Annotated in this window: 12 protein-coding genes; 2 read left to right on the forward strand and 10 right to left on the reverse strand. The window is 67.2% G+C overall.

Annotated elements, in window-relative coordinates:
- Positions 1 to 12: 12 nt before the first annotated feature.
- From QNO06_RS14785 to QNO06_RS14805, 5 genes are all read right to left on the reverse strand, one after another.
- The gene (locus tag QNO06_RS14785) at positions 13 to 1,011 is read right to left on the reverse strand and encodes a siderophore-interacting protein (RefSeq protein ID WP_227912402.1); all 999 of its coding nucleotides are present in this window, start codon (positions 1,009 to 1,011) and stop codon (positions 13 to 15) included.
- Positions 1,012 to 1,142: 131 nt separating this feature from the next.
- Complete coding sequence (locus QNO06_RS14790) at positions 1,143 to 2,042, reverse strand: ABC transporter ATP-binding protein (RefSeq protein WP_227911800.1); 900 nt, start codon at positions 2,040 to 2,042, stop codon at positions 1,143 to 1,145.
- A 1-nt stretch (position 2,043) separates the two neighbouring features.
- Positions 2,044 to 3,015 (reverse strand): FecCD family ABC transporter permease, encoded by a 972-nt coding sequence (locus QNO06_RS14795; RefSeq protein ID WP_227912403.1) that lies wholly within the window; start codon positions 3,013 to 3,015, stop codon positions 2,044 to 2,046.
- An 89-nt stretch (positions 3,016 to 3,104) separates the two neighbouring features.
- A complete protein-coding gene (locus QNO06_RS14800) occupies positions 3,105 to 4,217 on the reverse strand; it encodes a FecCD family ABC transporter permease (RefSeq protein ID WP_442860144.1) in 1,113 nt (370 codons plus the stop codon).
- A gap of 103 nt (positions 4,218 to 4,320) precedes the next feature.
- Complete coding sequence (locus QNO06_RS14805; RefSeq protein ID WP_227911801.1) at positions 4,321 to 5,349, reverse strand: glutathione S-transferase family protein; 1,029 nt, start codon at positions 5,347 to 5,349, stop codon at positions 4,321 to 4,323.
- 128 nt (positions 5,350 to 5,477) lie between these two features.
- Here QNO06_RS14805 and QNO06_RS14810 point away from each other — a divergent pair, with 128 nt between their 5' ends.
- Positions 5,478 to 6,524, forward strand: a complete 1,047-nt coding sequence (locus tag QNO06_RS14810; RefSeq protein ID WP_227911802.1) for an NAD-dependent epimerase/dehydratase family protein — start codon at positions 5,478 to 5,480, stop codon at positions 6,522 to 6,524.
- A gap of 9 nt (positions 6,525 to 6,533) precedes the next feature.
- On the opposite strand, the gene QNO06_RS14815 is transcribed toward QNO06_RS14810, so the two are convergent.
- Positions 6,534 to 7,514, reverse strand: a complete 981-nt coding sequence (locus QNO06_RS14815) for an NAD(P)/FAD-dependent oxidoreductase (protein WP_227911803.1) — start codon at positions 7,512 to 7,514, stop codon at positions 6,534 to 6,536.
- Positions 7,515 to 7,583: 69 nt separating this feature from the next.
- On the opposite strand from QNO06_RS14815, the gene QNO06_RS14820 reads away from it, so the two are divergent.
- Positions 7,584 to 8,939 (forward strand): APC family permease, encoded by a 1,356-nt coding sequence (locus QNO06_RS14820; RefSeq protein ID WP_227911804.1) that lies wholly within the window; start codon positions 7,584 to 7,586, stop codon positions 8,937 to 8,939.
- Between the two features lie 120 nt (positions 8,940 to 9,059).
- Here QNO06_RS14820 and QNO06_RS14825 read toward each other — a convergent pair whose 3' ends face one another.
- The 4 genes from QNO06_RS14825 to QNO06_RS14840 form a co-directional block, all read right to left on the reverse strand.
- Positions 9,060 to 10,136: a YihY/virulence factor BrkB family protein gene (locus QNO06_RS14825; protein WP_227911805.1), complete on the reverse strand. Its 1,077-nt coding sequence runs from the start codon at positions 10,134 to 10,136 to the stop codon at positions 9,060 to 9,062.
- Positions 10,137 to 10,227: 91 nt separating this feature from the next.
- The gene (locus QNO06_RS14830) at positions 10,228 to 10,548 is read right to left on the reverse strand and encodes a PRC-barrel domain-containing protein (protein ID WP_227911806.1); all 321 of its coding nucleotides are present in this window, start codon (positions 10,546 to 10,548) and stop codon (positions 10,228 to 10,230) included.
- A 106-nt stretch (positions 10,549 to 10,654) separates the two neighbouring features.
- A complete protein-coding gene (locus tag QNO06_RS14835; RefSeq protein WP_227911807.1) occupies positions 10,655 to 11,872 on the reverse strand; it encodes a mechanosensitive ion channel family protein in 1,218 nt (405 codons plus the stop codon).
- 68 nt (positions 11,873 to 11,940) lie between these two features.
- Positions 11,941 to 12,987, reverse strand: coding sequence for an iron-siderophore ABC transporter substrate-binding protein (locus tag QNO06_RS14840; RefSeq protein ID WP_227911808.1), 1,047 nt, complete (start codon positions 12,985 to 12,987; stop codon positions 11,941 to 11,943).
- Positions 12,988 to 13,070: the final 83 nt, after the last annotated feature.

Below are 13,070 nucleotides of genomic sequence, written 5' to 3' on the forward strand. Positions count from 1 at the left end.
CCGCCGGCAGGGCTAGGACTCGGCGCGTCCCTTGCGCCAGTAGCCCATAAAGGCCACCTGCTTGCGGTCAATGCCGACGTCGCGGACCAGGTAGCGGCGCAGTCCGCGGACCACGGCCGCCTCGCCGGCAATCCAGGCATAGAAGGGCAGGGCACCGGAAGGGGCGTGTGGATTGGGGGTGGCCTGCACGGCGGCCGGGTCCAGGCGCTGCGGGGTCTCCCACAGGATTGCCTCGTCCACGTTGATTTCCTCCGGTTCCGACAGCGCCGGCCGCTGGCGGAACGGCACGCCGTCAGCGGTTTCCACCGAGGCCCAGCCCGGCAGTGCCACGGTCTGCCGCACCGCGGCGTCGAGCAGTTCACCGTGGGGCCGGTTACCCCGGGCCAGCCAGATCATCTGCACCCCGGAAGCGGTGCGGACCGGCTGGCGGTCGGCGGTGGAGGGGATTTCCATCAGGGCGTGGCCGGTGACATCTTCGGGCAGGGATTCCAGGATGGCGGTGATGGCCGGGACGGCAGTTTCATCGCCGGCCAGCAGCACATGCCGGGCCATCCCCGGGCGCCATTCAATGCCGCCGTAGGCTTCGGCGGTCACGCACTGGGCCGCGTTGGGGCCGATGATGCATACCCGGTCGCCGGGCTGCGCGGCAGCGGCCCAGCTGGAGGCCGGCCCGCCATTGCCGTCTTCATCGAAATGCAGCACGAAGTCCACGTCGATCTCCGGCTCCGGGCCGGTGCAGCGGGCACCGCGGACGGTGTAGGTACGCATGCAGCCGCGGGTGGCCGGGTTCAGCTTCAGCCAGTCCTGGTACCAGCCGGCCGAGAGCTCAGACAGGTCCGGCAGCGGCAGCGAGGTGCCTTCGGCGTCCACGCAGGGCACAATCACCTTGATCCGCAGGTCATGGGTTTCACCGGAGATGCCGAAGTCGGACAGGCAGGCCCCTGCGAAGGTGATGCGCTGGAAGTTGGCCCCCAGCCGGACAATCCGCTTCACCTCGACGTCGAAGGACATTACCGCCCCGGCAGTGCGTGCCCGGCGCGGCCGGACGGGTGCGGTACCGGCAGGCACAGCCGCGTCAGCCGGCACAGCCGCGTCAGCCGGCACAGCCGAGGCAGCCGTGGCCCCGTTGGTGGAACCATGGGTCATGATGCTGCCTCCAGGCGTTCGGTGGGGCGGCGGTCCGCCGGGTTGGGCATATACCCCTGCGACGGTTCCGGTTCCGGTTCCGGCTCCGCCTCCGGCTCCGGTGCCGCACTGTGGTGGCGGCCCAGGGGAACCACCATGGGCGTGCCGGACACCGGGTCCGGAATCACGCGGGAGGACAGGCCGAAGACGGTGCTGACCAGGTCCTCGGTCACCACATCTGCCGGGACTCCCTCGGCGGCAATCCGGCCGTCCTTCATGGCCACCAGGTGGTCCGCGTAGCGGGCGGCCAGGTTCAGGTCATGCAGCACAATGGCCACCGTGGTGCCGGCGCGCCGGTTCAGGTCGGTAATCAGGTCCAGCACTTCAATCTGGTGGGTGACGTCCAGGAAGGTGGTGGGCTCGTCCAGCAGCAGGATGTCCGTTTCCTGCGCCAGGGCCATGGCAATCCAGACCCGCTGGCGCTGTCCGCCGGAAAGTTCGTCCACGTTCCGTGCCGCCAGGTCAACGGTGTCCGTGGCGGCCAGCGCGGCGGCGACGGCGGCGTCGTCGTCGGCGCTCCACTGCCGGAACCAGCCCTGGTGCGGGTAGCGGCCGCGGCCCACCAGATCCGCCACGGTAATGCCCTCCGGTGCCGTGGGGGTCTGCGGAAGCAGGCCCAGGGTCCGGGCCACCTGGCGGCTGGGCACCGAGTGGATGTCCTTGCCGTTGAGGTAGACCGTGCCGCCGGTCGGCTTGAGCAGCCGGGCCAGCCCGCGCAGCAGTGTGGACTTCCCGCAGGCGTTCGCGCCCACGATGATGGTGATCTTGCCCGCGGGCAGGGTCAGCGAAAGGGAATCCACCACCTTGCGCTCGTCGTACGCGAGCTCCAGTTTCTCTGCGGAAAGAAGGTTCTCCATGTCAGCCTCCTTGGCCTACGCGGTTTGACGTGACCAGCAGCCACAGAAGGAAAGGTGCGCCCAGCGCGCCGGTGACGACCCCTACGGGCATGGCGACGCCCGGGATGAGGTTGGCGCCGGCAAAATCGGCGGCGAGGACAATGCAGGCGCCCACCAGCCCGGCCGTGAGCAGCGTGGTTTCCCCGTGCATCAGGCGGCGGGCAATGGGCCCGGAAAGGAACGCGATAAAGGCCACCGGACCGGCGGCGGCGGTGGCGACGGCGGCCAGGGCCACCGCCGTAATGATCAGGGCCAGCCGCGCGGTTTCCACCCGGATGCCCAGCCCGGCGGCGGCGTCGTCGCCCAGTTCCAAGCCGCGCATGCTCCGCGCCAGCACGGCCGCGGCGGGCAGCAGCACCAGCAGGGACACCGCCAGCACGGCGGCGCGGTCCCAGCTGCTGTTGTTCAGGGACCCGTTCAGCCACACCAGCGCCTCGGAGGCCGTCCGGATGTCGGTGCGGGTGAGCAGGTAGCTGACCAGGGCCTGCATCACGGCGGCGAAGCCGATGCCCACCAGGACCAGCCGGTAGCCGGCCACTGAACCGCGGCGGGCCAGCAGGTAGATGGCCAGCGCCACCACCAGCGCGCCGACCAGGGCCACAACGGACACAGTGGTTCCGGCGGCGCCGAAGAGCACAATGGCAGCCACGGCGCTGGCGCTGGCGCCGTAGCTGATGCCGATCACGTCCGGGCTGGCCAACGGGTTGCGCAGCAGTGTTTGGAACACCGTTCCGGCAAGACCGAAAGCCACTCCGATCATGGTGCCGATCACCGCGCGCGGCAGTTTGCTCTCCATCAGGATGTAACTGGCGCCGGGGATCTGCTCGCCGGACAGGATGCGGAAGAAGTCCGGAATGGTGAAGGTGTAGGTACCCAGCAGCACGTACACCGCGAAGAGGACCAGCACGGCGGCGGCCAGCAGCGAGGGCACCAGGACCCGGCGGCGGCGGGACTGTTTCCGGGCCGCGCGGACGGCTCCGGCTGCTGCGGCGGGAGCCGCCGGGCGGGTGTCGACGGCGGCGCTCACAGTTCGGCCAGCTTCCGGCGGCGGACCAGCCAGATGAACACAGGTGCACCGAGCACCGCGGTGGTGATGCCCACCGGGATTTCGCCCGGCGGGAGCAGCACCCGTCCCACAACGTCGGCCACGACCAGCAGTGCCGGGGCCAGCAGCATGGAGAAGGGCAGGATCCAGCGGTAGTCCGGGCCGGTGAAACTGCGCACCATGTGCGGAATCACCAGGCCGATGAAGGCGATGGGACCGGCGGCGGCAGTGGCGGCACCGCACAGCAGCACCACCCCCAGCGCGGTGATGCCGCGGCTGAGTCCCACGCGCTGGCCGAGGCCGCGGGCGACGTCGTCCCCCAGGCTCAGCCCGTTGAGCGCCCGGCCGGCAAACAGGGTGATCAGGGCGCCGATGGCCAGGAACGGCAGCACGGACAGGATGGTGTCCCAGTCCCTGCCGGATACACTGCCCACCCGCCAGAACCGGAACGTGTCCAGGGTCTGCTGGCTGGAGACCAGCACGGCACTGAGCGCGGACATGAGCCCGGCGCTCAGGGCGGCGCCGGCCAGGGCCAGCTTCACCGGGGTGGCGCCGTCACGGCCCATGCTCGCCACTACGTAGACCACGACGGCGGCCAGCGCCGCACCGGCAAGGGCGAACCAGATGTAGCCGGTCAGGTTGGTGATGCCGAAGATGTAGATGCCCAGCACCACCGCGAACGCGGCGCCGGCGTTGACGCCCAGGATGCCCGGGTCCGCCAGCGGGTTGCGGGCCACGCCCTGCATGGCTGCGCCGGCCAGGCCCAGGGCCGCGCCGGTAACCAGGCCCAGGACGGTGCGGGGAATGCGGGAGGAGACCACGGCGTGGTCTCCGTTGGACGGATCGAAGTTGGTGAGCGCGTCCCAGACCGTGGCCAGCGGGACAGGCCGGGCGCCGATGGCCACTGAGGCGGTGCAGGCCAGGACCAAAACCGCAATGGTGAGCAGCAGCAGGGCCGTGCGGGTGCCGGGTCCGCGCCTGCCGTGCGGGGTACCGCCGCCCGGGACCAGTGTGCCCGGGGACCCGTTGTCCCGGGCCGTGGCGGAGGGTGCGCGGGAAGGAACGCCGGCAGGGCGTGCGGCAACGCTCACGTAGGCACCTCCCCTAAGCAGCAGCAATTTCTTAAGTAAGGCTAGCCTATGCTCAGGTGCTTTAAGAAACGTTTGTGTTGCGTATTAGGAAGCGCCCGGCGGCCTAGTTCCCGGCCCCGTGCCCGGGGGCCACCCGCTCAGAGTCGCGTACCGGTCCGGGCGGTGTTCCGTTGCCGAACGGGCGCCCGCCCAGCTCCTCGCGTCCGTGCTCGGAAAGCCAGTTGGACAGGTCCGGTCCCTTGGGGATGATCCCGGTGGGATTGATGTCCTCGTGGACCACGTAGTAGTGCGCCTTGATCTGCTCAAAGTCCACCGTGTCACCGAAGCCGGGGGTCTGGAACAGGTCCCGGGCGTAACGCCACAGCGCCGGCATTTCGGTGAGCTTGTTCCGGTTGCACTTGAAGTGCCCGTGGTAGACCGGGTCAAAACGCACCAGCGTGGTGAACAGCCGGACATCGGCCTCGGTAATGGTGTCCCCCACCAGGTAACGCTGCTTCGAAAGCCGGTCCTCCAGCCAGTCCATCGCCGCCCACAGGCGGTCATACGCGGCGTCGTAGGCTTCCTGCGAACCGGCGAACCCGCAGCGGTACACACCGTTGTTGACCTCGGTGAAGATCCGCTTGTTCACGGCCTCCATTTCCGCCATGTGCTCGGCCGGCAGCAGGTCCGGGGCCCCTTCGCGGTGGAAGTCCTTCCACTCGGTGGAGAAGTCCAGGGTGATCTGCGGGAAGTTGTTGGTCACCACCGCACCCGTAGGGACGTCCACGACGGCGGGAACGGTGATGCCGCGCTGATAGTCGGGGACGCGCTTGAAGAAGGCCTCCTGCAGCCGTTCGATGCCGAGCACCGGGTCCCTGCCGTCCGGATCCAGGTCGAAGGTCCAGCTGCGGGCGTCGTGGGTGGGGCCGGGCAGGCCCAGGGAAATGGCGTCTTCGAGTCCCAGCAGGCGCCGGACAATGATGGTCCGGTTGGCCCACGGGCAGGCCCGGGCCGCGATCAGCCGGTACCGTCCGGCCTCTACCGGGTAGCCGTCCCGCCCGTCGCGGGTGATCCGGGTTTCAATGTAGTTGGTGTCCCGGGTGTACTCGGTTCCACCGGTCACGTAGGAGCCCTTGGTGCTGTGCGAAGTCATACGCTCACACTAGCCCCTGCACCCTGAGCTGCGAACGGCTTCCGAAGGGCCGCCCCGCTGCCGGAAATCCGGTGCGGCGGTAGAGTCGAGTGCAATGCAGCCGGCAGTGCGACGGAAGGACTTTGACCATGCGAGTAGCCGTAATCGGGGCCACCGGAAACATGGGGACCGCAGTTCTGCGCCGGCTGGCGGAGGCCCGCCAGGAACTCGGAGAGCTGGAAGTGGCGGGAATTGCCCGCCGGATCCCGGACACCACCCAGCCTCCGTACGACGGCGTCGAGTGGCACAGCATCGACGTCGGCGACACGGCCAACGTGCCGGAACTGACCGAAGCGCTGCGCGGCGCCGAAGCCGTGATCCACCTGGCCTGGCTGATCCAGCCCAACCGGGATGAGGCGGAGCTGCACCGGGTCAACGTCCAGGGCACGGAAAACGCCCTGGCTGCGGCTGCGGCGGCAGGCGTGCGGCAGTTTGTCTGCGCTTCCTCCGTTGGAGCGTACAGTCCCGCCCCCAAGGACCGGCTCACGGATGAATCCTGGCCCGCCCGGGGCATTGCCAGCTCCCACTACAGCCGGCACAAGGGCGAGCAGGAGGCCCTGCTGGACCGGTTTGAACTGGAGTACCCGGAAATTCCGGTGGCCCGGCTGCGGCCCGGACTCATCTTCTCCTCCGACGCGGGCAGCGAAATAGGGCACTATTTCATTGGCCGGTTGATCCCCAAGTTCTTCCTGAACAAGCTGTCCCTGCCGCTGATCCCGCTGCCGGATTCCTTCATTTTCCAGGCCGTGCACGCCGACGACATTGCGGACGCCTACTGGCGCGTAGTGGACCAGCGGGCCGAGGGAGCCTTCAACATTGCAGCGGATCCGATCATCACCCCGGAGCTGCTCGCCGGCATGCTGGGTGCCAAACGGGTCTTGAACGTGCCGGTGAAACTGGTCCGCGCCTTCGTCGGCCTCACTTGGGCCGCGCACCTGCAGGCCACCGATCCGGGCTGGGTGGACATGGCCGCCGGGGCCCCGGTCATGGACACCACCCGGGCGCGCGAAGTGCTCGGCTGGCGGCCGCGCCGCACCTCCCTGGAAGCCCTGCAGTTTGTGCTGGACGGGATGAGCGCCGGCGACGGCGTGGCCGGCTCCCCGCTGCTCGCCCCGCGCAGCCGGGCCCGGAGCTAGCGGGTACGGCTAGAGGGCTTCGCGCACGGCGGCTGCCTCAACCGGACCCACCGGGCGCGGGCCGTCGCCGTCGCCGCCTACAGCCAGGCCAAGGTCCTCTTCGAGGAGCTTGGCGTTGACCACCACGGCCAGCCGGTAGGCATCTCCGGCGGCGGCCACCACCTGCGCGGAGGGATCCGTGGCGTTTCCCACCGCCCAGATCCGTTCCCGGCTGGTACGGCCGAGCTCGTCGGTGACAATGCAGCCGTCGTCGTCCAGGTCCAGGTCCGCTGTGAGGTCCGCGTCCAGTTCGGCCTCCGGTTCCAGGAACAGCGCCTCGCACCGCAGAGTGTGCCCGTCCGCCAGTTCCAGGCCGGTCAGGGCGTCGTTTTCGATTTCCAGGCCGGCCACCTCGCCGTCGATTACCCGGATGCCCATGGCGGCAAGCCCGCGGGCGTCCTCCTCGCCCACTTCGAGGCCGGCCTGCAGGACCAGCGTCACGTCGTCGGAGAAGGTGCGCACGAGCTGCGCCTGCTGGATGGAGGTTTGCGCGGTACCCAGCACGGCCAGCACCTTGTCCGCGTTTTCGTAGCCGTGGCAGTAGGGGCACTGCAGCACGTCCCGGCCCCAGCGTTCCCGCAGCCCGTTAATCTGCGGCAGGACGTCGCGCAGTCCGGTGGCCAGCACCACCTGCCGTCCGCGGAAGTCCCGGCCGTCGGTGGTCCGCACGCTGCCGTCGGCGGCCACCCGTGCCACGGTTGCTTCCACCAGTTCCACGCCGTACCCGCGCACCTCGGCCCGGGCCAGCTCCAACAGTTCTGCCGGCGGCACGCCGTCCCGGGTCGGGAAGCCGTGGACGTGCCCGGCCGGGGCGTTGCGGGGGCTGCCGGCGTCGATCACCGCTACCCGGCGCCGTGCCCGGCCCAGGACCAGGGCCGCCGTCAGGCCGGCGATTCCGCCGCCCACGATCACTGCGTCATACGTGGAAGAAGAGGGTGTGGGAGTGCTCATAGACAATATTTCTACAGGATCCGCGGGAAATCATCAGCATTCTTAGTATCTTGTCTAAACTTTCCATTTATGGGAGAAACCACGCAGGAAAAACCTGCATCCAAACTCAAGCAGGGCATCACCGGCCCCATGCTCTATCTGTTCATCCTCGGCGACGTGCTCGGGGCAGGAATCTACGCATTGGTGGGCGATGTTTCCGTGCAAGTCGGAGGCGCCATCTGGGTTCCGCTCGTGGTTGCCCTCGTGCTCGCGATGCTGACCGCAGCCTCTTACGCGGAATTGGTCACCAAATACCCCAAAGCCGGCGGTGCGGCAGTGTTCGCCCAACGTGCCTTCAAGGTGCCTGCCATCTCGTTCCTGGTCGGCTTTGCCATGCTGGCTGCCGGAGTGACCAGTGCCGCCGGCCTGTCCCAGGCATTCGCCGGCGACTACCTGAAGTCCTTCCTGGACGTCCCCACGGTGCCGGCCGCAATTGTGTTCCTGCTGCTCGTGGCGCTGCTGAATGCCCGCGGCATCTCCGAGTCCGTCCGCAGCAATGTGGTGATGACGGTTATCGAGGTCTCCGGCCTGGTCCTGGTGATTGTGCTCGTCTCCCTGATGGTGGGCAAGGGCGAGGGACACCCCGAGCAGATCACGCAGTTCCCTGCGGATACGAATCCAGCGCTGGCTGTCCTGGCGGGCTCCATCCTGGCGTACTACTCGTTTGTAGGGTTTGAGGTTTCAGCCAACATCGCCGAAGAGGTCCGCGATGTCCGACGGGTCTATCCCCGGGCCATTTTCGGCGCCATGCTTACCGCCGGGCTCATTTACGTGCTGATCGGCATCGCGGCGTCCATCGCCCTGCCCACCAAGGACCTCTCCGGTTCCACGGGGCCGCTGCTGGACGTTGTCAGCGCCACCGGCTTCGGCATCCCGGACTGGATCTTCAGCGCGATTGCCCTGGTAGCTGTGGCCAACGGCGCCCTGCTGACCATGATCATGTCCTCGCGGCTGGTTTACGGCATGTCCGAGCAATCGCTGCTGCCCGAGGTCTTCAGCAAGGTGCTGCCCAACCGCAAGACTCCGTGGGTGGCCATTGTCGCCACCACCGCGGTGGCCATGCTCCTGACCCTGACCGGCGGGGTGGCCGCGCTGGCCGAAACCGTGGTCCTGCTGCTGCTCTTCGTTTTTATCAGCACCAACGTGGCGGTGATCGTGCTGCGCAAGGACAAGGTGGAGGAAAAGCACTTCCGCACCCCCATCGTGCTGCCCTACCTTGCCATTGCCTCCTGCGTCCTGCTGCTCACCCAGCAGAGCGGTGACACGTGGCTGCGGGCAGCTGCCCTGATGGCCGTTGGCCTGGTGCTGTACTTCGCCCGCCGGTTCTCCAAGGGCAAGAACCTGAGCACCCGGAACCACGGCGGCGCCAAGGACACCGGGCACTAGCCCACCCGGCACCTGCTGCACTTTGAACGTCCAGCCGGGCCCCTAAAACAAAACCGCCCCCGGACCAGTTGGTCCGGGGGCGGTTTTTTAGGTCGGGCGTGCCAGGGCTAGCCGGGCAGGTCAGTCCTCGTGCAGGTCGTCGTCGTAGTCCTTGCCGGCGTGCTGCTGGCGCAGCTTGCGGCCCTCGGCGATGTCTTCCTCTTCCTGTTCCTGGCGCTTCTCCGTCTGGCGGGTGTCGCGCGGGGGAAGCTGCACGGATTCCTCGGCCTGGATACCGGCCTGGAGTTCGCGGCCGCGTTCCACCTCGGCGTCGAACTCGGCACCGAAGAGCAGGGACACGTTGGCCAGCCAGATCCACAGCAGCAGCACTATCACGCCGCCAATGGCACCGTAGGTGGCGTTGTAGTTGCCGAAGTTCGAGACGTAGAAGCTGAAGCCCGCGGTCACAATCGCCAGGATCACCAGGGCAATCAGCGAGCCCATGCTCATCCAGCGGAACTTGGGCTGCTTCACGTTCGGGGTGGCGTAGTAAAGGACCGCGATAATCAGAACTGCGAAGATCAGCATGACCGGCCACTTGGCGAGGTTCCAGACGGTCACCGCTTCACTGCCCAGGCCGATGACGTTGCCGATGGCTTCGGCGATCGGGCCGGAGATCACCAGCATCAGCAGCAGTGCCGCCGCCATCAGGACCAGGATCAGGGTCACGAGCAGCTGGGTGGGAAGCAGCTTCCAGGCGGGCCGGCCTTCATCCACTTCGTAGATGCGGTTCATGGAACGGCCAAACGCCTTCACGAAGCCGGAGGCGGACCACAGGGCGCCGAGAATACCGACAATCAGCGCGAGTCCGGCGGTGCTGGAGGTGGTCAGCTGCTTAATGGGATCTTCAAGGACCGATGCAGCGTCTGACGGCGCGAACTGCTTGACGAAGTCCAGCAGTGCATTGGTGGTGCTTTCCCCCTGCCCCACCAGACCGAGGATGGAAACCATGGCCAGCAGTGCCGGGAAGATCGCCAGGACCGTGTAGTAGGTCAGTGCCGCAGCCAGGTCGGTGCACTGGTCCTTGGAGAACTCCCGCACCGTCTTCTTGAGGATGTATTTCCAGCTGGGCTTGGAGACCTCGGTCGGTTTGTCCGGTTTGCTTGCATCGTCGGGACTTGGTGCTGTCTCGGCTTTGCTGTTGGTGTCCTGCGCCACTACGGCCTCCTGGGTGGATCGATGTCAGATCCCCATCGTATTTGTAAGTGTCCTTAGTAACAAAGGGGCACCACAAACAGGCCGGCCGGGTTCAAGTGTTCCGGCCCAGGCCGTAGTACTCCATCAGGACACTTTCTTCGGCCGGGCTCAACGGGTTTTCCGGATTGGCGCCGGGTGACTTGGAAACCTTTTCCTTGGAGTAGTTCACAAAAATGTCCTGCCCGTCGCGCCGCGCGGCAGCGAGCGGCACGTAGTGTTCAGCCGACTCGAACAGGCCCAGGTTAACGGTGATCCACGCGGGCTGCCCGGTGTCGCGGTCCAGGTGGACTTCCCCCACCAGGCCCAGCCGCTCGCCGTCATTCGCCCACACACTCGATCCCTGGATTTCGTGAAGCACAAAGGCGTCCGCCATCGTTGATCCCTTCGCCGGTCCGGCGCAACAGCCGGGGCTCTTATTGCCGCCCGGCGGGCGGCCTCCTGTCAACAGTGCCGGACGCACGGCGGCCGGGCAGGGGAAATCAGCGCGGCGTGTCCGCGTTCTCCTCGCGTTCGGCCATGACGTCCTCACCCGGACCGGAGAAGCTCTGCCGGCGTTCGACGGCGTCGATGCTGCCGGTGAACAGTTGGGAATCGCTGGTGTCGGAGCTGCGCACCAACGGCGCGGTCCGCGGTCCGCTGTGGACATCCGTGCCGGTCTTGCGCACCTCTTCCCAGCGCTGGCGCGGGAGGGCGTCCGGGTGCCATTCCTGCAGGTAGGTCACCATGGTTTCGCGGATCAAGCAGCGCAGGTCGAACAGGGTGCCGCTGTCCACGGCGCTGACCAGGATGCGGACCCGCACGACGCCGTTCACGGCCTCGGTGACCTGCAGCACGCTGGTGCGCTTGTCCCACAGTTCGGTGCCGGCCAGGGTCTCCTTCAGCTTGGTGCGCAGGTCTCCCACCGGTACCCGCCAGTCCAGGTCCAGTTCCACTGTGCCCAGGATTGCGGATTGCCGGCGGGTCCAGTTCTGGAACGGGGTGGTGGTGAAGTAGGTGGAGGGCAGGATCAGGCGCCGGTCATCCCAGATATGCACCACCACGTACGTCATGGTGATTTCCTCGATGGTGCCCCACTCGCCTTCCACCACTACGACGTCGTCGGCGCGGATCGCGTCGGTGAAGGCCAACTGCAGCCCGGCAAAGACATTGCTCAGGGTTCCCTGCACGGCAAGGCCGGCCACAATGGAGAGCAAACCGGCGGAGGCAAGGATACCGGCGCCCAGCGCGCGGACCTCGTCAATGGTCAGCAGCACAAAGGCCACGGCGATGGTGATCAGCACGGCGATGCCGATCCGCCGGCCCAGGTTCACCTGGGTTTTCAGGCGTCTCAGCCTGCGGTTGTCCCGGGTGTCGGTGCTGTACTTCGTGAGGATCATCGCCTCGATGATCAGCAGCGTCACGACGCCGAACCAGGCCAGCGCGCCGATCAGCCCCAGCACCAGCAGGTAGTCCAGGACCGGCAGCCAGGACGCCCCGGGCGCTGTTGCGCCCAGGGCAATCCTGATGCCGATCAGTCCCAGCACCAGCCGCAGCGGGTTCCGGGCCTTGACGGAGATCTCCCGGATGCTGGGCACCTTGCGGAACGCCCGGTTGGCGCCCTCGCGTGCGATCCAGGCGATGATCAGGGCAATGCCCACTGCCACGAGGACGGCGAAGAGCGGTTTGAGGCTAACTGCAAGGTCAAGCAGGTCTTCCATGCTTTCGATGATCCCAAACCCCGGTGGGGTGCTGTCCAATCGGATGTTCGTTGCGGGCGGAAGTGCGGTTACTGTGCGTTGTCCGCGGCGGTGGCGGCGTCCGCGATCATCGGCACTACGTTGTCCAGGGCGTACGGGATGCTCAGGACATTGATGGCGGACGTGGAGAACACGCGGGTCGGGTCTGCGTCGGCCACCAGTGCGCCGTTCTTCACGGCGGGGATCTGGCTCAGCAGCGGGTCGGCGGCGATGGTGTCGGCAACGTCCTCGCTGGCCACCCAGCTGATGAAGATGTCCGAATCCAGCTGGTTGAGGTTTTCATCGGACCAGGGGATGTAGAACTCGTCGCCCTTGGTGTTCTCGGCCACCACGGGTGCCTGGGTCAGGCCCAGGGATTCCATGAACTTGGGGCGGTTGTCCAGCGCGGTGTAGACGGAGTTCTCCGCCCCCGGTGCCAGGTTGCCGTAGATGAAGGTCTTGCCTTCGAGCTGCGGGTATTCGGCGGCTTTCTCGGTGATGGCCTTTTCAGTGTCCGCCACCAGCTGCTGCGCCTCATCCTCCAGGCCCAGCGCCTTGCCGGTCATGGTGGCGGTGTCCTGCCAGGAGGTGCCCCAGGGGGCGTCCGGGTAGGCCACGACGGGAGCGATCTTGCTCAGCTTGTCGTAGTCCTCCTGGGACAGTCCGGAATAAGAGGCCAGGATGACGTCCGGGTTGGTGGCAGCGACGTCGTCGAACGCAATCCCGTCCGCTTCGGAGTACTGTGCCGGGGCGTTCTCCGAGCCGATGGGGGCGTCCAGGTCCTCAAGGGCCTCGTCGATCCAGGGCGTGGTGCCCTGCTCGTTGCCGCCGAACTCGATGGTGGGCATGCCTACGGGAACAACACCAAGCGCCAGCGCGGTCTCGGCGTTGGCCCAGGCAACTGTCGCCACCCGTTCGGGGGCCTCTTCGATAACTGTTTCGCCGAAGGCATGCTCAATGGTGACGGGGAACTGGTCACCGGCGGCGGCGCTGCCGGTGGACTCATTTTCGCCTGCGGCACCGGTGGAGCATGCGGAAAGGGACAGAACGGCGACGGCGGCCGCGGCAGCGGCGCGGCGCATCCTGGACAGGGCCATATGGGGCTCCTTGGAATCACGTAAAACGGACGGAACGGACCCTGCGGACGCGGATCCAAAATAAGGTTAACCTAGGTTTGGCT

Source organism: Arthrobacter sp. zg-Y20 (assembly GCF_030142075.1).
Classification (GTDB): Bacteria; Actinomycetota; Actinomycetes; order Actinomycetales; family Micrococcaceae; genus Arthrobacter_B.